At 41.4% G+C, this 24,943-nt stretch carries 26 protein-coding genes; 9 read left to right on the forward strand and 17 right to left on the reverse strand.

The window, feature by feature from the left end:
• Positions 1-34: 34 nt before the first annotated feature.
• The 4 genes from LD028_RS02685 to LD028_RS02700 all read right to left on the reverse strand — a co-directional run bounded on the left by LD028_RS02685 (position 35) and on the right by LD028_RS02700 (position 5,119).
• Positions 35-1,729, reverse strand: a complete 1,695-nt coding sequence (locus tag LD028_RS02685; RefSeq protein WP_237810849.1) for a hypothetical protein — start codon at positions 1,727-1,729, stop codon at positions 35-37.
• Positions 1,730-2,465: 736 nt separating this feature from the next.
• Positions 2,466-2,699 (reverse strand): hypothetical protein, encoded by a 234-nt coding sequence (locus LD028_RS02690; protein WP_237810850.1) that lies wholly within the window; start codon positions 2,697-2,699, stop codon positions 2,466-2,468.
• 117 nt (positions 2,700-2,816) lie between these two features.
• Positions 2,817-3,104 carry a hypothetical protein gene (locus LD028_RS02695; protein ID WP_004889994.1) on the reverse strand — a complete coding sequence of 96 codons (288 nt, stop codon included), beginning with the start codon at positions 3,102-3,104 and terminating at the stop codon, positions 2,817-2,819.
• A gap of 191 nt (positions 3,105-3,295) precedes the next feature.
• Entirely contained in the window at positions 3,296-5,119 is a 1,824-nt protein-coding gene (locus LD028_RS02700) for a monovalent cation:proton antiporter family protein (protein WP_237810851.1), read from the reverse strand.
• Between the two features lie 109 nt (positions 5,120-5,228).
• Between LD028_RS02700 and speD the strand changes: the two genes are divergently transcribed.
• On the forward strand, positions 5,229-6,002 hold the full coding sequence (speD, locus tag LD028_RS02705; RefSeq protein ID WP_171700337.1) for an adenosylmethionine decarboxylase: 774 nt from the start codon (positions 5,229-5,231) through the stop codon (positions 6,000-6,002).
• Here the strand turns inward: speD and bioC are convergent.
• The 10 genes from bioC to LD028_RS02755 all read right to left on the reverse strand — a co-directional run bounded on the left by bioC (position 5,995) and on the right by LD028_RS02755 (position 16,546).
• Positions 5,995-6,762 (reverse strand): malonyl-ACP O-methyltransferase BioC, encoded by a 768-nt coding sequence (gene bioC / locus LD028_RS02710; protein ID WP_237810852.1) that lies wholly within the window; start codon positions 6,760-6,762, stop codon positions 5,995-5,997. The genes speD and bioC overlap by 8 nt on opposite strands.
• Positions 6,755-7,435: an alpha/beta fold hydrolase gene (locus LD028_RS02715; protein ID WP_237810853.1), complete on the reverse strand. Its 681-nt coding sequence runs from the start codon at positions 7,433-7,435 to the stop codon at positions 6,755-6,757. Before LD028_RS02715 ends, bioC begins: the two co-directional genes overlap by 8 nt.
• A complete protein-coding gene (gene bioF, locus LD028_RS02720) occupies positions 7,432-8,604 on the reverse strand; it encodes an 8-amino-7-oxononanoate synthase (protein ID WP_237810854.1) in 1,173 nt (390 codons plus the stop codon). The genes LD028_RS02715 and bioF overlap by 4 nt, the downstream gene beginning before the upstream one ends.
• A gap of 60 nt (positions 8,605-8,664) precedes the next feature.
• Positions 8,665-9,672, reverse strand: coding sequence for a FecCD family ABC transporter permease (locus tag LD028_RS02725; protein ID WP_004889976.1), 1,008 nt, complete (start codon positions 9,670-9,672; stop codon positions 8,665-8,667).
• Positions 9,669-10,643: a FecCD family ABC transporter permease gene (locus LD028_RS02730; protein WP_237810855.1), complete on the reverse strand. Its 975-nt coding sequence runs from the start codon at positions 10,641-10,643 to the stop codon at positions 9,669-9,671. Before LD028_RS02730 ends, LD028_RS02725 begins: the two co-directional genes overlap by 4 nt.
• A gap of 60 nt (positions 10,644-10,703) precedes the next feature.
• Positions 10,704-11,636, reverse strand: coding sequence for an iron-hydroxamate ABC transporter substrate-binding protein (locus LD028_RS02735; RefSeq protein WP_370642774.1), 933 nt, complete (start codon positions 11,634-11,636; stop codon positions 10,704-10,706).
• The gene (locus LD028_RS02740) at positions 11,572-12,432 is read right to left on the reverse strand and encodes an ABC transporter ATP-binding protein (RefSeq protein ID WP_237810856.1); all 861 of its coding nucleotides are present in this window, start codon (positions 12,430-12,432) and stop codon (positions 11,572-11,574) included. The genes LD028_RS02735 and LD028_RS02740 overlap by 65 nt, the downstream gene beginning before the upstream one ends.
• Before the next feature lie 118 nt (positions 12,433-12,550).
• Positions 12,551-14,848 (reverse strand): putative bifunctional diguanylate cyclase/phosphodiesterase, encoded by a 2,298-nt coding sequence (locus LD028_RS02745; protein ID WP_237810857.1) that lies wholly within the window; start codon positions 14,846-14,848, stop codon positions 12,551-12,553.
• A gap of 148 nt (positions 14,849-14,996) precedes the next feature.
• Positions 14,997-16,118: a glycerate kinase gene (locus tag LD028_RS02750; RefSeq protein ID WP_237810859.1), complete on the reverse strand. Its 1,122-nt coding sequence runs from the start codon at positions 16,116-16,118 to the stop codon at positions 14,997-14,999.
• Positions 16,115-16,546, reverse strand: coding sequence for a hypothetical protein (locus tag LD028_RS02755; RefSeq protein WP_237810861.1), 432 nt, complete (start codon positions 16,544-16,546; stop codon positions 16,115-16,117). Before LD028_RS02755 ends, LD028_RS02750 begins: the two co-directional genes overlap by 4 nt.
• Positions 16,547-16,663: 117 nt before the next feature.
• Between LD028_RS02755 and LD028_RS02760 the strand changes: the two genes are divergently transcribed.
• From LD028_RS02760 to LD028_RS02785, 6 genes are all read left to right on the forward strand, one after another.
• The gene (locus LD028_RS02760; protein WP_237810863.1) at positions 16,664-17,896 is read left to right on the forward strand and encodes an aminopeptidase; all 1,233 of its coding nucleotides are present in this window, start codon (positions 16,664-16,666) and stop codon (positions 17,894-17,896) included.
• 71 nt (positions 17,897-17,967) lie between these two features.
• Entirely contained in the window at positions 17,968-19,059 is a 1,092-nt protein-coding gene (locus LD028_RS02765; RefSeq protein ID WP_237810864.1) for a diguanylate cyclase, read from the forward strand.
• Positions 19,060-19,104: 45 nt separating this feature from the next.
• A complete protein-coding gene (locus LD028_RS02770; protein WP_237810865.1) occupies positions 19,105-20,070 on the forward strand; it encodes a hypothetical protein in 966 nt (321 codons plus the stop codon).
• 12 nt (positions 20,071-20,082) lie between these two features.
• Positions 20,083-20,343, forward strand: coding sequence for a hypothetical protein (locus LD028_RS02775; RefSeq protein WP_237810866.1), 261 nt, complete (start codon positions 20,083-20,085; stop codon positions 20,341-20,343).
• A gap of 73 nt (positions 20,344-20,416) precedes the next feature.
• Positions 20,417-20,842, forward strand: coding sequence for an Hsp20/alpha crystallin family protein (locus LD028_RS02780; protein WP_006319540.1), 426 nt, complete (start codon positions 20,417-20,419; stop codon positions 20,840-20,842).
• Between the two features lie 73 nt (positions 20,843-20,915).
• The gene (locus tag LD028_RS02785; protein ID WP_237810948.1) at positions 20,916-21,704 is read left to right on the forward strand and encodes an EcsC family protein; all 789 of its coding nucleotides are present in this window, start codon (positions 20,916-20,918) and stop codon (positions 21,702-21,704) included.
• Positions 21,705-21,706: 2 nt separating this feature from the next.
• Here the strand turns inward: LD028_RS02785 and LD028_RS02790 are convergent, their stop codons facing one another.
• Both LD028_RS02790 and LD028_RS02795 read right to left on the reverse strand, forming a co-directional pair.
• A complete protein-coding gene (locus tag LD028_RS02790; protein ID WP_275125270.1) occupies positions 21,707-23,353 on the reverse strand; it encodes a glycerol-3-phosphate dehydrogenase/oxidase in 1,647 nt (548 codons plus the stop codon).
• A 114-nt stretch (positions 23,354-23,467) separates the two neighbouring features.
• Positions 23,468-23,620, reverse strand: coding sequence for a hypothetical protein (locus LD028_RS02795; RefSeq protein WP_237810868.1), 153 nt, complete (start codon positions 23,618-23,620; stop codon positions 23,468-23,470).
• A 122-nt stretch (positions 23,621-23,742) separates the two neighbouring features.
• On the opposite strand from LD028_RS02795, the gene LD028_RS02800 reads away from it, so the two are divergent.
• Positions 23,743-24,165, forward strand: a complete 423-nt coding sequence (locus tag LD028_RS02800; protein WP_237810869.1) for an Hsp20/alpha crystallin family protein — start codon at positions 23,743-23,745, stop codon at positions 24,163-24,165.
• A 21-nt stretch (positions 24,166-24,186) separates the two neighbouring features.
• Here LD028_RS02800 and LD028_RS02805 read toward each other — a convergent pair whose 3' ends face one another.
• Positions 24,187-24,522, reverse strand: a complete 336-nt coding sequence (locus tag LD028_RS02805; RefSeq protein ID WP_035019824.1) for a YppG family protein — start codon at positions 24,520-24,522, stop codon at positions 24,187-24,189.
• 153 nt (positions 24,523-24,675) lie between these two features.
• Between LD028_RS02805 and LD028_RS02810 the strand changes: the two genes are divergently transcribed.
• Entirely contained in the window at positions 24,676-24,888 is a 213-nt protein-coding gene (locus LD028_RS02810) for a YppF family protein (protein WP_012574773.1), read from the forward strand.
• Positions 24,889-24,943 lie beyond the last annotated feature (55 nt).

Here is a 24,943-nt window from a genome sequence, read left to right on the forward strand (position 1 = left end):
GTTTTTTTCACCTCTCACTTATCTTATTTTCATCTTATATGGACAACTCATCTTCAACATATAAACCTTTTTCTCTATCAACCCTATAAATTTCCAAAATCGATTCATCTGGTTCGCTAATCTGTATTAATTCATTTTTAAACGTATTAAGTAAGATCTCTACATCTTGACTTAAGATATTAAGCATTCCTCCACCATTTAGCCTCATTAAGTATTCAAAAACTAACAAATTAATTTTAAGTTTCACCCTATCATCTACCGACAAATAAAACTTTGAAGGACTATGATCCAAATCATTACGACTAGGCTCTTCATACAAATGAATTTGTCCTTTGTTAAACGAACCATAAATCACTAAATTTTCATTTGTTGCTTTTAACTGAAACGATGATCCCTTGCTTTTCTCTACGAGCCTTCTTGAAAACGCTCTGTTTAATCCATTAACAATTTCTTTACGCATTTTGGATTGGTTATTCTTATCACCAAACATGCTGATATATTCCGTAACATATTCAAATGGGAGAAGACGTAATGTAGAAAAATATTTTTCATTTTCTAATTCGAAATACAATTTTCTACGTAAACGCGGCATCCACTCTTCTAAAAAACCTTGATCTCCCTCCCCGTAGTTTCGATAAAATTCTATCATATTTCTAAAATATTGGAATTCCATATCTAACCCATTGTCAAATAACTTTTTGTGCATTTCTTCTATATCAGTATCCCCATGTATATCACCATTGATGATAAAATCATCAATCACAGAATAAGAATATAAACCTGGATCCAGGGATTTAAAAACTTTTAAAGCACGCATCTCAGAAAAAGCTTCTTCTCCTGCATTAACACCATAGAAATTTTGATAATATACTTTCATCGCTTTTTCTTTTCCCTTAGCATAATCAGCTTGCCAAATGTCAGTACAAACATATCCTCCTGTTAGTACATAGCTCATATGTATTAGCATCTCTCTCAGGGTAATATGAGTCTCTAAATAGTCTAATAAACGGTATTGATCTACGATCTTTTGTTTCACATTAGGAAGAGCTGTTCGTTGATGATTGAAATAAATAACACAATTTTCTTTCTTTTCGCATTTATCACAAAAAATCCAGTTATCACTATCATTCCATTTTTCCAAAACCTTACCTACATATACAGAAGAAGTAACATCTAGCAAATTTAACACACTCAATCGAGTATCATTATTATCATAGTGCTCAAAACGTGCGATTATTTTTTCACGAATAGGCTCCAACTCTTTATATTTTGATAACGTTTTTGTTAATTTTCCTTCGTTTGCAGCTATAAGAAAGAAAATTCCTTCTTGATGACCACCCAGAACATATTTCTGAAGCTCCATCAAAATGTTGTATATAATTTCTTCTTTCAATTCGGACAAGTCTTTTACAATTTTTATAGTTCCTTTCTCATAAGGGACTGCAACAATCCCCTCTTCTGGCCAATTTTTTAATTTTTGATCAGAGAAATAATCATGAATTAATCTACACATTCTAGTTTTTCCATCCCCTGCGTTCCCTGTCAAAATAACGCTATGGGGATTAGATGAGAAAATATTTTTTAAATGCTCCTCCACCTTTGTAGAGATAGTAAATTCAAATGAGTGCTCTAAATCTTTTTCATGAGTATATTCATCATATATCTTGGAATGGTTAGGCGATAATACATTAAACTTATCAAGATACATAACAAATGGATTGATAAACATAATTTCTCACTCCATTATCATTCGGTTTTTTTATCTTCTTTAAAATAAATTCACTTCCAAAAAATTTAATCCAATTGCTAGAATTACACTAATTTCAATAAAGCATATTGTATTGTAGCAAAAAAAATAACACGAAAAATGTCAAATTGTGTCGATTTTTAATTTGTAATTTTCACCACTAATTAACCATCAAATCTCGAACCAATTTATTATAAACAGGCATCGTATCCTCTCTTCTTCTGTTTCTCTCTTTCTATCTTACAATATTCCCCACTCTTTTGGAACTTACAATATTCCCCACTCTTTTGGAACGAGGAAGCTACGTGTTATGGCGTTATTTGTATCGCTTCAACCGTTCTTTTAGCGCCTCGGAGTTTGTGGGATTTCCCATTGATTTTGATATTCTTGAGGCTAACTTATTATTTAGAACAGTATTTCGTTAGCTCATCATGACTTCCTTTTGTTCCACTTCAATATGTTGCTTTTACAGCTCTATGTGATTCAGCCGGTACGATTTCGTTTGGTCGGTTTTATTGCGATTAAAATTGCCGAATTCGATGTAGCCTAAGCGTTCTAGGCAGTACACGACGTGGCGGAGCGTACTCACCGACCAAAACGGGAGGCGCTTTTGCCATTCCTTGTACGTCATCACGATCCATTCCCCGCCCGTTTCTTGCAAAAGCTGATAAAGATCGCAAAGAACAACGCTTTCATTCAATCTAATTTGGCAAGCAAGTTAACTTGACATATACATCTTCTCACCATTCGTATGAAGAACATACAATTCTCGATGAGGATTTTCCTTATGAAGATGTTTATACTCACTCATTGCTTTCATTGGATCCGAAAACGTTTCAATCGGGATTAATTTGTTTAAAACACGTTCGTTTTTCTCATTTGTATAAGCATCGACCGCCTCAATGAGCATCCAACGATTTGGAAAAGCTTGTCGAATCTCTTCCCACTTCATCCTCTTTCCCCCATTCCTTTTTGTTTTTATCTTAACACAAACAAAGAAAAAACGGATCTTTTTGACAAACCAACGGTCTGTGGTAATCTTGTGGAAGCGGTGGCCTTCCACCACTCCCTAAGCGAAAAACGAAACTATTATCCAAACCGTCGCTATCGTACATACAATGAAACTCGTTTGTAGTTTTCTTCTTTCTTCCTGATTGCTAGAAACAGAAAAGATATACTTTCTTGTCGCGAATCCGATCGCTAACGTGCCAAATAAAAGCAATGCAATCCCGAATAAAAAGAGACCGTTTGGAAATTGGTTCACTTCAAAAATTCCAAAAAAAGCCAAACGAAATGAAACATATGTAACTATCGCAACACCAAGCGTATGAAATAACAGCGCTGCCCAGTTTCTCATCTTGTTTTCATCCCCTTCACAGAAAAACGACTAGCTAAATACAACGATAGGTGCGTGCCGCCCGAGCAAACATCACAATCCATCCATTGCTGTTATTCGCTGCAGGACGACCAATTCCTTGCTGAGTTTTAAACAAACAAGCAGCCCACCCACTCGTGGACTGCTTCGTTACATGACACAGTAAAAATCTTTTATTTCCCCTCTAACAACTCCCGCAATTCTTTCACATATTCCTCTGAACCGGTGATGATCATGCGGTCGCCGATGCGCATTTCGGTGTCGCCGTGTGGAACGATCGATTCGTGCCCGCGGAAAATGCGGACGATGATGCAATCGCCTAGAAATGGGAATTGGCGGAGAAGCACACCGTGATAAGCCAAGTTGTTCATTTCGATTTCGTGAAGTGCGATATCTCGTTGTGTTAACATATGGACGACGTTTGGTGATTCGATAAACGCTTTTAACATCGCTCCTGCTGAGAGGGCGAGAGAAATCGTTTCGACGTCTATGCTTTTTAGTTGTTGAACAACCGATGGCGACTCTGCGAAGGCGATGACGCGCGGGGTTCCTTGCTCTTTTGCCCACGTTGCGATTTGGGCGTTCGTCTGTTCGTTACCTGTTAAAACGACGACAACGTCAGCTGTTAGTGCCTCATGTGCTTGTAACGTTTCGAATGAATAATCATCGATATCGACAATTGGGAAAATGTGTTCCGTTTGTTCAATTTTATCTTGGCGAATATGGTATAGCGTTGTTTCATATTCATCTGGAGACAAATCACGAACAGCTGCAAGCGTAAATTGATTTGTGCCAATCAATTTGACCATCTTTTTTCGTTCTTCTTTTTCCGCGCGATACAGCTTTTTAAACATAATCGGTGAAACGACGCTCGTGAGCACAGCGACTAAAATCAAGGCGCCTTTCATATTTTCATCAATCATCCCCATTCGCTCTGCGATCGTTGCCGCTGCGATAACAAGCGACAAAGTAGAAACGAGTAGAAACCCTGCCGCAAGCGTTGTATTGCGATCATACCAAATGCGCAATATGTACACCGGAACGACTTTAGAAATGACAAGTGCGACAAATAAAAGCGGAATAAGCAACAAAATATCGAATTGCGTAAACAATGGCCGAAGATCTAAATTGACACCGACCATTACAAAGAAAATCGGGATAAAAAAGCCGTAGCCGAACGAATCGAGCTTATGAACGAAATCTTGATTTGGCGCCAGTAAAGAAACGAGAACACCAGCAAGAAACGCACCTAAAATATTTTCCGCACCAAGCGTTTCCGATAGCGCAACGAGAACGACAATCAACGCAAATACAGCGCGCGTGCCAATTTGAATCGTCCCTTTTGCCATCGTTTCGATAAACGAACGCTTTTTAAAATATTTACCTGCAAAGTAAAAAATAATGCCAACAAGAAACAATCCAAGCAACAACCATACATTTCCATGACTCGGATCATACGTTGATACAAATACAGCTAAAAGAACCATTGTTACTAAGTCCGCAATAACCGCAATTAATAAAATCGTTTGTCCAATCGTTGTTTTCATGAGTTGGGCATCTTTTAACGTCGGAACGACAACGCCAAGCGAGATCGTCGAAATAATAAGCGTCATTAAAAAGGCGTTATCGATATAACCGAGCCAAACGAACATGTACGAAAGAGCGAGCGAAACGAGAAAAATGCCAAAAAATATATTAGAAGCGACAAAAAATGCATTCGGCTCTTTTTCTCCTTTTTTCTTCGTTTTATTCGCAAAAGCAGAAAAATCAATTTCTAAGCCACTTAAAAACATTAGAAACAAAAACCCTAACGTCGATAACGTCTCTAACCACATATCTTGTTCAACAATATTGAATCCCGTTTTTCCGATGATAATCCCTACAATAATTTCCGCCACCACGACAGGAATCATGTGCAGGCGAAAACGGTGCAATAAAAGTGGCGTAAGGAAAGCGGCAACAATAACGATAACTAATGATGAAAGCGATGCATGCATCCTTCATTCCCCCTTCCAATCTTTTCACCCATTATATAAGTTTGTGAGCAAAGTTACAATTTTTTCGCATAAACGGGGCAAGATAAGAAAAAAGAAAGGAAGATGTATGATGAAACTTCACGGATTTAACAACTTAACGAAATCGCTCAGCTTTAATATGTACGATATTTGTTACACGACAAGTGCAAGCGAACGGGAAGCATATATTGCATACATTGACGAAGTGTATAATGCCGATCGATTGACGAGTATTTTGAAAAATGTAGCCGATATGATCGGGGCGCATATTTTAAATGTCGCCAAACAAGATTATGTGCCTCAAGGGGCAAGTGTAACGATGCTTATTTCAGAAGGACCGATTGAAGTGCCAAAAGAACAACCGCCTGTACCACAAGCGGTCGTTTGTGCACTTGATAAAAGCCATATTACAGTACATACATATCCCGAATATCATCCGAACGATGGAATTAGCACGTTTCGGGCTGATATTGATGTCGCCACGTGTGGGGAAATTTCACCGTTAAAGGCGCTTGATTATTTAATTCGTTCGTTTGAAACCGATATTATGATTATCGACTATCGTGTGCGCGGATTTACACGCGATATTTCTGGGAAAAAGTTATTTATTGATCACGATATTACATCGATTCAAAACTACATTCCTAACGACATTCGCAAACAATACGACATGATTGATGTAAACGTGTATCAAGAACATATTTTCCATACGAAGTGCAAATTGCGTGAGTTTGATTTAGATAGCTATTTGTTTGAGCTGTCAAAAGATCAACTGACTAAAGAGGAGATAGAAACCATTACACAAAAATTGCGCATCGAAATGGATGAAATTTTTTACGGAAAAAATATGACACCACCTAAGTGATGTCAATAAAAATGCAATGATATGTTGCGCGAATCAGTCCTTGTTCCGAAAAACGTTGTTCATATTCATGCATCATTGTTTTGAATACAGATGGTCGTTGGCAATAGCGACCCGACGTGCTATTTGTTGCACCGATGTGACGAAGCGATAAGAAGAAATCACGTACAGATGGAAAATATTCAACTTCAAACTGTTCGTGTCCACGCGCTCGAACATGCATAGCGAGCCACTCGGAAAACGTCGGAAACGATGGGCCGATGCGAAGCGGCTCGTCAATTTGTTGAATGGCGAGCGCATACGCAAATGAGGTGTGCAACTCGTGAAACGTTCGATCGCCAAATGTTGAAAAAAGAAGTTGTCCTCTTTCGTTTCGTTGTTTGGCGAGTTTGGCGATCGTTTGTTTTGGAGTCATAAGCCATTGAAACGTCGCGTTAGAAATAATGAGATCGTACGTTTCATGTAACTCAGCTTCTTCAATGTCTGCGCACAGCCATATAATTGGTGCATCATTTAGCCTTTGTTTCGCTTTTTCAATCATGCCTGGAGCGATATCAACTGCTGTAAGTTTTGCCTGCGGATAAGCGTCATGTAACAGTTTCGTTAAATATCCCGTACCACAGCCAATTTCTAAAATCGTTTTAGGTGGACGATCGATGCGTTTTATTAATTCATGTGCCATCTTTTTTTGGACGTTCGCAAACTGATCGTATGTCGTTGCTCGTTCGCTAAATCGTTTTTGCATCAATTGTTTGTCAATCATTTTTTCCACCGCCTAACCACGTTCGAATGTAATGGGCACACGTGCTTGGTTGTGTGACGTGCGGGGCGTGCCCGACATTTGGCATAAGCATGAACGTACAATGATTGGTTCGTTCATATACATATTGAGCGGCTTGCGGTGGACAAATGCGATCACGCTCTCCATGAATGAGTAGGAGTGGTACATCGATTTGTTGTAACTGATCCCGTACGTCTGTCGTTAATAAGTAATCTAATCCTAGCAACAAGTCTGGGATATGATGATGCATATAACGGAACGGTTGCGCTTCTTCCTCGCCCCATAACATATCAATAAATGATTGTATTGTTTCTTCCGGTTGGTGCATTAATTGTGTCTTCATTCGTTCCACAACGCGTGCATGCCAGCCGATCGGATAATCGTCTGTCATCGTAAACCGACTCGTCCCTCCGATGCATACGAGCGCTTGCGCATGTTCATGCATAGCGAGCTGTAAAGCAACGAGCGAGCCAAGCGACCAACCGATCACAATCGACGGGACGGTTAAAGCGTCTTTTGCTTTCGCTAAAAAATGATTAACATCATGCATATGCTCCCATGCGACGACGGTAACATGGCTTGGCTGAAGAGCTTGAATAAGCGGGGTAAACACTTCTCCTTTCATTCCCCATCCCGGCAATAACAATATGTTCATACGATCAGCCCCATTTCTTTTCCGACTGCGGTAATTTCAGCAATCGCCCAATCGAGTTGCTCTTTTGTCATCGTCGCCATAAGTGAGAAACGAAGGCGCGCCGTGCCGTCTGGTACCGTTGGTGGACGAATCGCAACCGCAACAATGCCACGTTCACGCAAGCGGACGCTAAAAGCAAGCGCTCGTTCGTTATCGCCAACGATAATTGGCACAATATGCGTCGTGCTTTGACCAATATCGAATCCTGCCTGTTGCAGATGCGTGCGAAAATAATCACTTAACGCATGTAAATGATGGCGCAATGATCGTTCTTGTTGTACGATCTCAATAGCTGTACAAATGGTGCCGAGCACGCTTGGAGGTAATGCGGTTGTGAAAATAAATGGACGCATCGTATTAATGAAATAATCAATAACGACTCGCTTTCCCGCCACATATGCCCCGTATGCGCCGAGCGCTTTACTGAACGTTCCCATATGTACGTCAATCTGTTCAGCAATCTCGTGTTCGTGAGCCATTCCTTGCCCTTTTTCTCCATATATACCGCTCGCATGTGCTTCATCAACGACAAGCATCGCACCGTATGTTTCTTTTAACGCGACGAGTTCGCGTAGCGGGGCAACGTCCCCGTCCATGCTGAAAATCGTGTCCGTCACAATAATTTTTCGTTTATGTCTTTCGGCTTTTTTTAATAGCGTTTCTAAATGATCCACGTCCGCATGGCGATAGCGTTTCACTTCCGCTCGGCTTAAAATCGCCCCATCTACAATGCTGGCATGGTTCCATTTATCGCTGAAAATGACCGCATCCCGTCCTGCTAAGGAAGAAAGAATGCTGACGTTTGCTGTGTATCCGCTATTGACGATGAGTGCAGCTTCACACCCTTTCCAACGAACGAGCGCATCTTCTGCTTGTTCATATAGCGGATGGTTGCCAACAACAAGGCGTGAAGCCGTTGCTCCTACACCGTATCGTCTTGTGGCTTCCATGCTAGCGTGAATAAGCCGTTCGTCATGTGCAAAACCTAAATAGTTATTCGATGAAAAATTAAATAAGTGACGGCCATCGATATGTATAAAACATCCGTCGCTTTCTGCCTGAATCAACGTTCGTTTTTGCGCTTTTTCCGCAAGTTGTTCGATATGTATTTGCAATTCCTCCCACAACATACCTCTCCCCTTTTTGTAAACCTATGAAAAATAAAAGTTTACATTTATCGTATCATACGTTTATTTCTTTTTCCATAATAAATAAACAAAATAAGGCGCACCGATGATCGACACGATGACACCAGCAGGGAGGCCATCTGGTTCAATTAAATTGCGCCCAATCGTATCAGCAAGCAACAATAACGCACCACCCATCAGCATCGTCACAGGTAAACTTAACTCGTTTCGAGGACCAACAAGCGCCCGAGCAATATGTGGGGCCATTAAACCGACAAATGCGATACCGCCGGTGACGGAAACGGCCGATGCGGCAAGCGCCACCGCCGTCAATAGTAAAACGAGTCGTTCACGATCGAGCGATACGCCGATGCCAATGGCCACAGGATCATTCAATTGCAAAGCATTCAAGCGATGAGCTTTATATAAAACGAACGGAACGAGAATGATGAGCCACGGCAACAATGCGAGAACGAACGCCCAATCGAGCCCCCAAATACCGCCGGCTAACCATTTTGCAATAAAATCGACTCTCGTACGATCGGCTCCTGAAATAAGAACGATCATCAATCCCGAAAACGCCGTAGCAAAACCGATTCCAATTAACACGAGCCGAATCGGTTGAAGTCCTATTTGTTTATTGTACGACAACGTATAGATGAGAATCGCTGTAAGTAGCGCGCTGCAAAAAGCGACGAGCGGAATAAGGTAAGCAAATGATTGTGCTTGAATCGGAACAAATAAAAAGAACAAGGCGACACCAACACCTGCGCCCGCATTTATACCGATAACACCTGGATCGGCTAAGTCATTGCGCATCACAACTTGTAAAATGGCACCAGACAATGCTAATGCCACACCTGCAAGCAACGTAATAACGATGCGTGGCAAACGAATCGAAAACAAAATGAATTGCTCTTTAAACGTCCCGTCACCTAAAAGCACCGGAATGAGACGGTCGAAAGATAAAGAAGAATAGCCTGTTCCCATGCTGATGATCGTTATGAAGCAAATGAATATGAAAAGAACGAGCAAAATTATACGCTGTTTTTTTCGTAGCGGTGCAATCATAATCCTTTTTCCCCCTTACGCACGATGAAAAGAAAAAATGGAAGCCCCATGACAGCCACAACCGCGACGACGGGTGTTTCATATGGTGCGTGAATCATTCGTGCGACTGTATCTGCAAATAACATAAATGTCGCACCGCCGATCGCACTCATTGGCAAAATAAATCGATAATCCGTTCCAACAAACGAACGGACAAGATGTGGAATCATTAAACCGACAAATGCTAAATTGCCAACGAGCGCAACGGACGCACCAGCTAAAACGATGACGATGAAAAAGAGAATTGCTTTGACGCGCGTCAGTTGTTGGCCAAGCCCGACTGCTACTTCTTCGCTCATACTTAAAATTGTTAATTGACGACTTTGCCAAAAAGCGATAAGCATAGCCAAACAAATAAAAGGGGTAACGATTTTTAATTCGTGCCATGTCGTTCCCATCATACCGCCAGCTGTCCACATCGATACGTCTTTCGATACTTTATACAGAAGTCCGATCCCTTCTGCGACGGCGTATAAAAAAGTAGAAATGGCTGCACCAGCTAGGACGATCCGAAACGGTGAAAATTGTTTACCGCCCGCGCTAAAAACGAGCAAGCCTCCGAACGCAGCACCAGCAAAACAAGCGAGCACCGTTTGTATATAGTTTGTAGAAGGAAAAAAAGCAAACACGATCGCTAAAGCCGCATTCGCTCCTGCCGTTAGTCCAATAAGTCCCGGATCTGCAAGTGGGTTGCGCGTCATCCCTTGCATAATGGCTCCAGCAACGGCTAACGCTGCACCGACAACAACCGCGGCTACTTCACGCGGCAGGCGCACTTCGTGAATCATCGTTGCTATTTTGTTTGTTTCTGGCGCTGTGATCGCTAGCCAGACGTCTTTTATTGTCGTATCCGCCGCTCCGATCACAATGGCACAAACGAATGTCGTAATCAATAAAGTGAAAGCAAGTACAAATTTTTTCAGCATACGCATCCTCTCTTTTCTATTTACATAAAGAAAGAGGAATTCACGACGAACCCCTCTTTCTTTATATTACTCACCTAAAAAGTGCTTTTTGAAAAATTCAAGCTGATATTCTAATGTAATTGGGTCGTTAAAGTAAAATTCTTTCGCATTCGCTTCAAAAACACGATTATTTTTTACAGCCGGAATGTTTTTATATGTTTCTGTTTCTGTAAATGAAAGGTCACCATCTGCGTTTTTGCTGAAGATGACATAGTCTCCAGCAAATTGCGGAAGCACTTCAAGGGAAATCGCATAGTATCCGTCTTTCAATGCATGTTCTTCAACTGCTTTCGGCATTTTTAATTTCATTTCTTGATATAAAATTTCTGTACCACGACCCCAGTTATTGCCGAATACGTACAATTGCTTATCGAAGTTCTCAATGACCGAAACGGTTGCATTTTCACCAATTTTCGCACGAATTTCTTCACCGGCTTGTTGAGCGCGCTTTTTAAAGTCATCGATCCATTGTTTCGCTTCTTCTTCTTTATTTAATAGTTTTCCAATTTCCAAATGTTGTGTTAAGTAATCCACTTTTCCGTACGTGTACGTGACGGTTGGGGCAATTTCTTTTAATTTATCTAAGTTTTTATTTGTTGACGCTGCAATAATTAAATCTGGCTCAAGCTCGATAATTTGTTCCAAACTTTCATCTGTTACTTCCTTTGCACCTTTCAAATACGGCTCATAACGAGGGTTCATTTTCGCCCAAGAGTCAACCCCAACAATCGGTACATCGAGCGCCATGACACTACCTGCTAAAAAGGAAGATAAAACGACAACGCGCTTCGGATTCGTAGGCACTTCGACTGGACCTGTTTCAGATTGATATGTCATTGTTTTTGGCTCGTTTGCTTCTTTTGCTTCCTTTTCTTGTTCTTTTTCAGCTGCTTGATTACCGCACGCACTCAAGATGAGCACGAACAAAAGTAGAATGGACATCATTCGCTTCTTCAACATGTTCTGCATCTCCTTTTATTAAATGGTATGTGATACACATCGGTTTGTTTGTTCGAGGGTCACGGCCAATTTCTGCGTCGATATGAAACACTTTTCGTAATACGTCGCGCGTCATCACTTGTTCGCACGTTCCTGCTTGAACGATTTTTCCGTCTTTCATCGCGATCATATAATCTGCAAAGCGTGCTGCTTGATTTAAATCATGCAACACCATAATGATCGTGCGCTTTTGTTCGCGGTTTAAACGTTGCAACAATTCGAGCACTTCTAATTGATGCGCCATATCTAAATATGTTGTCGGTTCATCTAAAAAAATGATATCGGTCTCTTGCGCAAGCGCCATCGCAATCCAGACGCGTTGTCTTTGACCACCTGATAGCGAGTCAACGGAGCGATGTTTAAATTCGATCGTTCCGGTCACTTCAAGCGCCCAATCGATGACTTCATAGTCGCGCTTCGTTAGCCGACCGAATCCTTTTTGGTATGGGAACCGTCCGTAAGAAACGAGCTCACCAACCGTCAATCCCCTCGGACTTTCTGGCGTTTGCGGTAAAATGGCCATTTTTTGTGCTAACAATTTCGTATGCTCTTGCGAAATTTGTTTTCCATCTAAAATGACCGCTCCTTCTTGATGGCGAATGATGCGTGTCATCGCTTTTAACAACGTCGATTTCCCGCAACCGTTTGGTCCGATAATCGTCGTTATTTTTTCATCTGGAATATGTACAGTTAACCGATCAACAATGACGCGTTCTCCATATCCGATCGAAAGTTGCTCTGTATACAACCGCGACATATGTTTACCCCCTCGAACATGTAGTCAACTAATCGATATTGAGAATTAATATCAATACACATTGTAATTTACATGAATTGATTATCATTGTCAATGATTTTTTATAAAAAAACCAACTTCAATCGTGCGGAAGTTGGTTTTCGATATATAATGTTGTAAAAAGATCGGCAGGCACAGGCTTACCGAGGACGTATCCTTGAATTTCATCGCATTGTAACGAGCGAAGAATGTTAAGTTGTTGCAACGTCTCTACCCCTTCAGCAATAACACGTAGTTTTAAGTTTTTCGCAAGAACGATAATCGCTTTAACAACAGCGACGTCTTCTTTTTCTTCTGTTATGCCATCGATAAATGGTTTTGCAATTTTTAACCGATCAATCGGAAATTTACGCAAGTAACTAAGCGACGAATACCCTGTACCGAAATCGTCAATTGAAATGTGAACACCGAGTTGTTTCAATTGTTGTAATTTTTGAATCGTATACTGCTCATTAAATACAGCAACTCCTTCTGTAATTTCTAAATCGAGCTGATCTGGTAGCAATTGTGTTTGTTGTAAAACAGCACGAATATGTTCGACAAAATTTTCTTTTAAAAATTGTTTTGGGGAAATATTTACGCTCATACGCAACGATCGTCCATGTCGTTCGTTCCATATTTGTATTTGTCGACATGCTTCTTCAATCACCCATTCACCTATCGCGATAATTTGTCCCGTTTCTTCTGCAATCGGAATGAACATAGCTGGCGAAATCACGCCAAGCTTTGGGTGAATCCAACGAATAAGCGCCTCCATTCCGATTAACTCTCCTGTTTGTACATCAAATTGCGGTTGATAAAATAATGTGAATTGCTTGTTGTCGATCGCCTCATGAAGCGCAGTTTCAATCATCGTTTTTTGTAACACGACGCGATCCATTTCACCGTTAAAAAATTGATATTGATTTTTCCCTTGCTCTTTCGCACGATACAGCGCAATATCAGCATGTTTCATTAACGTATCCACTGTTTCCCCATCGTACGGATATACTGCCACACCGACACTAAGCGAAATACGTATATCTAAATGTCGAATAGCGACAGGTTGTTGACTAATCGAGACGAGGCGATGAACAAAATGACGGAGTTCATCTACATGTTTAAACGGAGTAAAAATAATTGTAAATTCGTCCCCACCTTGTCGGGCAATGAAATCGGTTGGGCGAATTGTTTCTTTTAACAATCGTCCAACTTGGACAATTAATTCATCCCCAATTTGATGACCGAAATAGTCATTAATTTGTTTAAAACGATCCATGTCGATAAAAATAACGGCAAAATAATGTTGTTGTTGTTTTGCGCGAATTAATTCTTGCTCAAGCTTCACCACAAATGCTCGGCGATTGAAAAGCCCTGTTAAAACATCATGATTAGCTGCATAAGTGAGCTGTTCGTTTAACTGCATTAGCTCACTCGTGCGTTTCGCTACTTTTTGTTCTAAATTGTCGTTTAATGTTTGAAGTTGTTGTAATAGCTGTCGGTTCTCTTTTAACATCATCCATTGGCGAAGAAAAATACATCCGATCGCCAAAACAAAACATGTTATGACGATGCGATCGTTCGGATAAATAAAAGGGGCACATAGTAAAAGAAGAAAACATACATATGGGAACATAATTTTGATGACGGAAGGTTGTTCGCTTTTTTGAAACGTCAAATTCCCATCTTTTGCATAGTACCCTGACAGTGCGATCATAAGCAAACTGAAAATCCATAACGGATCTAGCCATGAATTGGACTCATAATTGAATTGCATCATTTGTATGAAATAAACTGTATCTGTAAACACAAACAATCCGACACCGACCATATTCCATAACCAAATGCGACGAACGTTTGTCACAAAAAAAAGATGTAGAAGTAAAAACAACATAACAAGGTCTAAAAGCGGATAGGCAACTAAAACGGAAATGTATAAAATGCTCTCTTCTAAACGAATCATTGGCTCAACGATATAGATCCAACTATATGCCATCACGACACACATCACGATCGTAGCATCTAACAATGACTGCCATACGACAACTAATTTACGTTGCTGCATGATGACATATAGCAACGCGACGATATACGCGCACGAATACAAAAGATAAAACACATCTGCGAAAATCGGAAAAGGCGGTTCTGTTTGAAGCATCCATTCATATATGCGATAAATCATTTCAGCGATAAAATAACAAATCGAACCAATGGTCATCCATTTCCAAAATGTACGTTCATTCGTTCTTATACGAATGGACGCTCTCCATAACAAAATGATCGCAAAAAGTATGCCACCTAATGAAAAGAATGTGCTAACCAGCACTTCTGTTTTCCCAAACATGACGAATAGTGCTACGTAATACATCATCACGTAGACGAAAACAACCCACTGCACGTATCTCCCTCCTTCTCTCCCATCATATGCATGAAATAAAGAAACGACTAGGACAACTATCCGTCTTGTAAAATTGTTTTTCTTTTTATTGTTTATTTAGAACACTGTTTAATAAAAATAAAGAGAGCATAAATAAAACGGTTTTCGACTAGGAAAACCGCTTGAGCGTACGGGCAAGGTTACGTGCTTTCGTATATAAAAGAGAGTGTGCTAATTGCATACATTGCTCTACTGTCATCGGTTTGGTTGCAATCGCATCACAAGTAACGAAATATTCATATAGTTTTTCAAACCCGTCACCGAGGCTACCGGACAATAAAAAAGCAGGAACATCATATTGTTTGGCTAATTGACCAACATAAAACGGAACTTTTCCGTATAGCGTTTGTGCATCACTTTGTCCTTCGCCTGTAATAACGATGTGCGCTCGTTTTATTTTTTCTGGCAGTTGCACCATTTCCCCAACAAGTTTTGCTCCAGAAATGAATGTCCCTCCAAGCAATAAAAAGGCAAAACCTAAGCCACCTGCTGCTCCCGCTCCCGGCGCATGTGCATATGAACGACCGATTTGCTGTTCGATTGTTTTTGCATACGTATATAGCCATCTATCTAATGTGCGAACCGTTTCACGATCCGCTCCTTTTTGCGGTCCGAATATGTAAGATGCTCCGCGCTCTCCATAAAGCGGGTTATCGACATCACATGCAACAAGAAACTCGCTTTCGTATACACGTCGATCAACGGATGTCATATCGACATGGGCAATATGGGGCAAAGAAGACGGTATGGGAGGCAAATGTTCCCCTTTCTCATTCGTAAACGTTGCCCCAAGCGCACATAACATGCCGAAACCACCGTCATTTGTACTACTTCCGCCAAGTCCGATGACGAAACGGCGATACCCCGCGTCAAGTGCTGCCGCGATCACTTCGCCCACACCATACGTGGTCGTATGAAGCGGGTTTCGCTTTTCATTCGGAACGAGTGGCAAGCCGATTACTTGGGCCACTTCAATGACAGCTGTATCGTGAACAACACCATATGCCGTTTGTCGCGTTTCAAAAAGAGAACCATGGGCTGTCACATACCGAACAGAACCGTTCGTTGCAGAAACGATCGCTTCCATCGTCCCTTCTCCCCCATCTGCCATCGGAACCGCAATGACAGTCGCTTCTGGGTACTCATGTTGAAACGCTTCTTTTATAATTGTGCATACTTCGCTCGCTAATAAACTTCCTTTAAACGAATCTGGCGCAAGAACAACATTCATCCGCTCACAACCTTTTTTAATCTATTTTTTCCGTCTTGTCGAGCAAACAAAACGGTCATGATCGTTCCACGTTCGCGCGAAAACGGCTCGTCTGTCGTCATTCGTTCATAATCGCGATAAGGAGAACGATATAAGTCAAATAAAAATGTTGTCTCATCCACCGAATCGACAAATACAATTTCCGCAAACCATTCCCCGTTCACGTACGAAAGCGGAGACCCATCTTGTCGTTCAATCGAAATAAGCTTTTTTTCTTCATCGGTTTCATAAAAAGCGATGCCTACGTCATCTCCTGCACAAAAACCAATCATCCGCTCTGGTGTTGTAAACGTCAACGTCTCTCCCTTCACTTGTACATCAATCGCTCGTTCATCGGCACAAATAAACATCCCTTCAACATAAAATAATTGTTGATCGCCACATTCCATAGTTCATTTCCTTTCTCGCTATGTTTCTTTCTCAATCATAATACAAGTGAAAATGTTTTCACAACATCCTTCGTTTTGTTAAAATGAGAATATGCTTTACAACAAGGAGGAGTTGTTATGTTAGAAAAACAGTTACAAAAATATGCCGAACTCGCTGTACGTGTTGGGGTTAATATTCAACCTGGACAAACGTTGTTTATTAACGCGCCACTACCGTCTGCCCCACTTGTGCGCGAAATTGCTAAAAAAGCGTACGAAGTGGGGGCAAAACATGTGCATGTCGAGTGGAGCGATGAAGAAATCACGTACATAAAATTTAAACATGCACCAGAAGAAGCGCTTCATGAATACCCGTCTTGGCTTGCGAAAGGACGCGAGGAAGTCGCTGAAAAAGGTGGAGCGTTTTTAAGTATTTATGCACCGAATCCAGACTTATTAAAAGATATTGATCCTGCGCGCGTTGCTGCGGCGACGAAAGCGGCAAGCATGGCGTTGCAACATTACCGTAGTCGCCTAATGGCTGATCATAACTGTTGGTCGTTAATTGCTGTGCCGACGCCAGCATGGGCAAAAAAAGTATTTCCGAATATGAATGAAGACGAAGCGATCGCAAAATTGTGGGACGTCATTTTCCAAGTGACACGCGTAGATCAAGATGATCCGATTGTGGCATGGAAAACGCATAACGAAAAATTAGCTCGCATCGTTGATTATTTAAATAACAAACAATATAAACAACTCATTTATGACGGACCAGGAACGAATTTAACCGTCGAGTTGCCAGATGGTCATGTTTGGGCTGGTGGCGCTGCAAAAAGTACAGACGGCATCGTATTTAACCCAAATATGCCGACAGAAGAAGTGTTTACAATGCCACATAAAGATGGAACGAACGGCGTTGTGCGCAATACAAAACCGCTTAACTACGGTGGAAATATTATTGACGGCTTTACGCTTACATTTAAAGATGGCAAAGTCGTTGATTTTACAGCAGAAGTCGGTTACGATACATTGAAACATTTGCTTGATACAGACGAAGGCGCACGCCGACTAGGAGAAATTGCGCTCGTCCCGCATCGCTCCCCGATTTCTCAATCGAATCTTGTTTTTTATAATACGTTATTTGATGAAAATGCTGCCTCGCATTTAGCGCTCGGCAAAGCATATCCAACAAATATTGAAGGCGGAACAAATATGCGCACAGAGGAGTTGCTTGCACGTGGCGCGAACGATAGTTTAGTGCATGAAGATTTTATGATCGGTTCGCATGAATTAAACGTCGATGGGGTTACAAAAGACGGTGTGCGCGAACCGATTATGCGAAACGGTGAATGGGTCATTTCGATTTAAAAATGTTGCGGCGTTTGTCCGCAACATTTTTTTTCGTTCGCATATATTGGCAAAGAGAGGAGGAGCGGACGATGATAAAACAATTTATTGCCAATAGCGGCATACTTATTGCTGGTTTTTATTTAATTAGCAAATTTTTCCCTTCAACGATTCATAAACAATCCTCTGTTTATATACGTCTACTTGCAGGCGCTTGTTGCGGTTTATTGAGCATCGTGCTTATGTTTTTTTCCATTCCGCTTGGACATGGAGTCATTGCAGACTTGCGCCACGTTCCGCTCGTTGTCATTAGCTACTATGGTGGCATGCCAAGCGCTCTAGCGGCAGGTATCATCATGGGGGCAGGACGATTTTTATTCGGAAATATGTTCGCGTCAATCGTTTCTTTTTTTATTTCTGTTGCGATTGCGATCGGTTGTGGATTCATAAGTCGCTGGATGAAACGGCATATCATAACGACAACTTTTTGGATGAACACCTACAGCATGGCGCTCATTTCATTTGCTTTGTTTGTTAATATTCCAGATCACGATATTTACACGCAAACGTTATTCACTTTTTGGCCTATCTCCATTATTGCGACATATGTCTCTTCTAATATTTATAAAGATATTCGCCAATCAAAAGAAATGTTGCAACATTATAAAGCATGGGCAACGACGGATTTTTTAACCGGGCTTTATAACGTTCGTCAATTTCATACCGTGTTAAATGAAAAAATGGAACAAGTCAAGCACCAAAACAGCTGTTTAACGCTTATTTTATTTGATATTGACCGCTTTAAATGCATTAATGACTCGTATGGACACGATGGCGGAGATGTCATTTTACGTCATCTCGGGGAACTCATTCGCTCGCTCGTCCCGAAAAACGGTTTCGCGTTTCGCAACGGCGGAGAAGAATTTTCAATTTTACTTCCAACTTGTGAACGTGAAGCGATGACGTTTGCTGAACATATTCGAACAACGATTGAGCAACATTCGTTTTTCGTGCAACAACAGACAGTGCATATTACGATTTCCATCGGTATTTCTGTTTTTCCAACGCTTGCAACAAATGAATCAGAGCTGTTTAAGCAAGCAGATATCGCTTTATATGAAGCGAAACAACAAGGACGAAATCGCACCGTTGTATATAAAAAGGAATACTTGCATGAAACGTAAAACTATACGACAATAAAAGTAAAAACAATTAAAGGAGCGACAAAGATGAAACAACGGTCGAAGTTACTTATTAGCATCGTTGCGGCTGTTACATTGCTTTCCGCTTGCAACGAACAAACAACTGCGCCAGCAAAACAGCCTGTTGCAAATGAAGAGCAACAAAAAAAACAAGCACCGCTTGAATTGACACCTGTTGAAAGTACAAATCAACCGTTTACGATTTCATTATTACCGAAGTTTAGTTTAGAGGCAGAAGAGCCAGGAAAAGATGTCGTTATGCATGAAAGTGAGCAAGAGCAATGGATGCGCATTGAACTTTTGCCAAAAGAGGCGAAAGAGCAAATGGAAACGTCCGCAAAAGAACGGGCTATGGCTGTCTCTGAGGAAGCTACTCCGTTTGAAGGGACATTGCCGTTTGAAGATGCTATTGTATACGAAGCATCTGTCGATAATAGTGTCGTATATATTATTGGCGTAACAGAAAATGCACCGATGTTTTTAACGGTGTTTACGAAAAAAGAAGATAATTGGCTTGATACGTTTATGACGATGGCGAAAACGATTCAACGAACCGAAACGGAAATGAGTGAACAACCGAACGAATCATTTTTCACATACAAAAGTAGCAATCAGCCGTTTCAAGCAAACATTTTAAACGGTTATCAAGCCGAAGCGGTCGAACCGGGCAAAGATATGATTTTTCTCGACGAAGAAAAAGCATCGATGACAGTAGAACTTATTGATGATGGTGCGGACTGGTCGCTAATCGAGGAACAAGCAGAACAGTACGTAAAGGCAAGCAGTAAAGACGGCACAGTCGAAAAAGTAACGTGGACAAAAGGAACGCTTTTAAACGGAGCGGACGTATATAAAAGTGCCATTACAGATGGAGAAGTATATGTATTTGTTGTAAAGAGCGGAACTCCGATGCGACTCACCATTTTCGTTCAGCAAGCTGATGAGTTAGACCCATTTTTACAAATGGCAGAAACAATTGAACGTATTGACTAAGGAGGGGGTTAGATGGAGCTATTAGACGCCTATCGATCATTATGGTTCAATCGGTCGTTACCTGCCACGGAAAGCGATGCGGACGATGTATTGCTCGATGCGATTCGCCGCGATTTATTAGATGAAATGACGCATCCTCGTTTGCGAAAATCGCCTTATGAAAAATTTTCATTGGCGCTCAAGCGCATTGCGTCATCATCGCTCGATGCGAAACAACAATACGAACTCGTCCGTTTATACGTACAACAGCTTGAAAACTTGCCTTCCCGCTAAGGCAAGTTTTTTTGTATAACATCTCGTCATTTGCACAAAATACGTAGCGAATATAATACGAGGAGGTTTTTCGATGGATCCGTTTCGTTCATTAGATGTGATGCGACGAGATGTAGAACGTATGTTTTCTAGCTTTCCTTCCCTTTTTTCGCACGTAGATGATGTGTTTCGTATGCCTCGCGTCGATGTGCATGAAAACGAAAAAGAAATGATTGTGACGTGCGACATTCCGGGGCTAGAGCGAAAAGAAGACGTCGATATTCATATTGATCATCAAACGTTATCGATTAGCGGACACGTGCGCCGACAACACGACGTACACGATGAACATATGCATCGGCAAGAGCGGTTTTATGGGCGGTTTCATCGTACCATTCCTCTTCCCTCCCCTGCCGCACATGAACATGTGCAAGCATCATATAAAAATGGTGTACTTGAAATTCGTATTCCGAAAGCGCAGGCTGATGGAAAAAAACGAATTGACGTACAATTTCATTGACACCGGCACGATCGCCGGTGTTTTTTTGAAACTTTTATGCGGTTCACACGTATGTATGCATGAGGTGGAAGAAATGGATGACAAATCGTTTTTAATCGAGCAACTTCATCTTATTGAACAATGGGAAAAAGAACAAAAGCGCATTTGGTTTTGGGAAAAAATAAGCCGTTTGCCTTTTGTTTTACTTGATCGATTGACCCCGGCGTGGATACATAAAAAAATGGCGCAATTGCTTGATGAGCTTGGCCAATATATTCAAACAGGTGGACAATATTTAGTAAATAAAGAAGCCGTTTTATCAACGTTTTATGGAGTGCCAACGCTACACACTGTTCGTTCGATTCCTTTACAACGGATGAATGAAGCGTGTGAAACATTAATTGCGAAACGTAAAACGTTTGCGATGTATCAAGGGGCAACGACAGGATTAGGTGGGGCGTTTACGTTGCTTCTCGATGTTGCTGTCGTTTTAGGCACCGCTTTAAAAACGTTGCAAGAAATTGCGATCGTATACGGATTTGATCCACATGAGAAAGAAGAACGATTGTTTATCGTCAAATGTTTACAATTTGCGCTTGCTGACGTCGTTGGCAAGCAAGCGATATTAAATGAATGGACAGCAAAAAATGAACGACAAACGATGTCACAATTACAAGGATGGCGCGAAATCGTTTGGGCGTTTCGCGACCAGTACGGTTGGAAAAAGTTGTTTCAATCCGTTCCGATTGTAGGAATGTTATTTGGAGCATGGACAAATCAAATGATGATTCACGACATTGCTGAAGCAGGTGCAATGTTTTATCGTAAACGACGCATTATAGAAAGGTTGGAAGAAATAGAAAAGGCGGGAGCCCCCGCCTAACGTTACGCTTCATCGCAAGGAATGACGGCATCATGAAGCGCCATGTTTACTTGTTGTTCATATCGGTTTCGTTCTTCTTCTGTCCAATGAAAATATGCCTGCATAAGTGCAATGACGGCATCTTTTATTTCGCGAACCGTATGAATGCCAAAAAAGAGCGCCCCGGTACGTCGAATGAAAAAGTCAAGCGGCGTAACGGTCATTTCGTGTTCGAGCGCATAGACGCACATCACATACCAATCGAGCGGTAGCGATACGTTATTAGGATCATACGTACGAGCTAATGCAAATAAACGATCGGCATTCGTACCGTATCGCTGCACGAGCTGTTTTGCTTCTTTTTCTGTAAAACCGTAAGCAAGCCCTTCAGCTACTTTTTCGGATAGAAACGTATGCCATCGGCTCGCACCACCGACGTCTCCACCAGAGATCGGTAAATGTTTCGTTTGGCAAGGCGGATACGCCCCATCTAACTGTTTAGCAATAAGGTCAACAACCGTTTCCGCCATTTTGCGATAGCCAGTTAACTTTCCTCCCGCAATCGTAATGAGACCAGTCGGGGATTGCCAAACTTCGTCTTTGCGGGAAATTTCAGACGGATCTTTCCCTTCTTCATAAATGAGCGGACGAATCCCAGCCCAGCTTGATTCAATTTGTTGTTCCGTCAAATGAACGGACGGAAACATGTAATGAATGGCACGTAATAAATAGTCGCGATCTTCACGCGTCATTTTCGGATGAGCGCGGTCTCCTTCGTAAAACGTATCTGTTGTTCCCACGTACGTTTTTCCTTCACGCGGAATGGCAAATACCATCCGACCGTCAGGCGTATCAAAATATACCGCTTGCTTAAGCGGAAAATGTGCTTGGTCGATGACGATGTGTACGCCTTTTGTTAAACGCAATTTTTTTCCGACATGTGAGCCGTCTTTTTCACGCAGTACATCGACCCATGGACCTGCTGCATTCACTATTTTTTTCGCATAGATCGTAAATGTTTTTCCTGTCGTTTGCTCGCGACACATCACGCCATGGATGCACCCGTTTTTATCGTACAAAAACGACTCCGCCTTCACGTAGTTGACAGCATGCGCCCCGCATTCTACTGCTTTTTTAATAACTTCAATCGTCAAACGTGCATCATCTGTGCGATACTCAACATAATACCCGCCACCGAGCAGTCCATCTTGTTTAATTAATGGTTCTTTTTGTAACGTTTCATGCGCCGATAACGTCGTTCGCCGCTCTTCTTTTTTAACGCGTGCTAAATGATCATATACCCATAATCCAATCGACGTGCTCCATTTCCCGAACGTGCCGCCGCGATGAATCGGCAATAACATCCATTCCGGCGTCGTCACATGAGGGCCGTTTTCATATACGATGGCTCGCTCTTTCCCGACTTCTGCAACCATTTTCACTTCAAACTGTTTTAAGTAACGTAAGCCCCCGTGAACGAGCTTCGTTGAACGACTCGATGTTCCAGCGGCGAAATCTTGCATCTCAATCAATGCTGTTTTCATGCCGCGCGTCGCTGCATCGAGCGCAATGCCACAGCCGGTAATTCCCCCGCCAATAATCAGCACATCGTACGTCGTTTGGCTCATTTCTTCTATCATTTGCAGTCGTCTTTTTGCTGAAAACATCATCATTCCCCCTTGTAAAAACAAAAAGAGACCAAAACAAGCACAATAAGTTTTACTTATTATGCATGTATGGTCTCTCTTCGTCTCTTGACATGTATGAACTTTAGTTTCATTGTATCATATGTGTGGAAAAAGGCAACTGTTTTGCACAAAAATCCATTTGATGGCTGAACGCGGTTTACATAAGCTAATATTCATTCCTCTTTCTTTATATTTGTTGACGATTTTTTTCACATTTGGTCGTTCATTTTTCTCTCGTTTTCTTTGCACACGCTCTCTTCCTTTCTCATCTCTTTTACATATTTACGAACCACAACATAAAAGGTTTCGCGAACAATTTATTTTTTCCTGCATATATTACGAACAAACGTATGTCATAAGGAGTGATATTGATGAAAAAAGATTTGTCTCATATACTTGATTCATTTTTTGATGATCGGTCATTAAAAAAACTGTTATACACGCTTGATGAATATGTGCATCGTACATTTTCACCGATCTATATCCCGATCGATGTACGTGAAACGAATGAAGAATACGTCATTATCGCCCATCTTCCGAATGCGACACGCGATAGCGTCCATCTGCAGTTTATAGACAATACACGTCTATTGTTGTCGGTTATTTATGATGAGCAAATAGAAACGATTGATGACGAAAAGAAATTCGTTCAGCGCAAACGCACGTATGAACGAGCGACAAAATCGATTTTTCTTCCTTATCCTGTAAGTGAATCAGACATTCAAGCATCATTTCAAGACGGCAAACTGATCATTCGTCTTCCGCAACGAAAAACATTTATTCCCATCGAATAAATGCAAGAAAAAACGCAAACGTTACAGTTTAAACGTTTGCGTTAATCCTTTTACAAGACCGCTCATCTGGTTCATCACTTGCACCGCCTGCCCCATCGTATTCATCATTTTTGTGATGTCATACGTTCCCTCTTTTGTTTTAAACTGCTCAAGCAAGCTTGGCGGTTTCGGGGCAGGAATGAATGGAGACATCGGCGGTACAAAAGGAGAAGCCGCTGGCGGAGCGAATGGAGACATCGATGGTGCAACAGGCGGAACGACTGGCTGAGCTGGAAACGACACCGGTTGAGAATAGTATGGATAATAGTTCACTGGTGGAATATGTGGCATTTGCATCGTAGGCCACGATTGATACATATGTTTTCATCTCCTTTCATTACATCGTATTCGCTTGAAGTAAAATGGTTCGTGACTAATCATGTCAATCGATGTCGGAATTCTCAATTTTTTGAATTTAACATGTCGTCTTTTTTTATGTTATGATAAGTGGAAAAGGGGGAGGGAATAATTATGACAATAATTGAATTAAAAAACAAATTTATTGCGACAAAGCAATATGAACCGATCGATGCGAACGAACTGCTTGATTTTGCGCGTCAACTTTACTTGCGCAACGAATTGCCGCTCGGCGCATACCGCCATCTTGTTCGCGATTTAGAGGCGCTTGGGGCATACAAACCCGATGACGAACGAGTCGAGCAATATTCAGGAAGCATTGAATGATTAGTTCCCTTTTGTGCCATGCTAAGTAAGACGTTAGCATGACAAAGGAGGCATC

The sequence above is a fragment of the Anoxybacillus sp. LAT27 genome (assembly GCF_022030075.1).
GTDB classification, from domain to species: Bacteria; Bacillota; Bacilli; order Bacillales; family Anoxybacillaceae; genus Anoxybacillus; species Anoxybacillus kestanbolensis.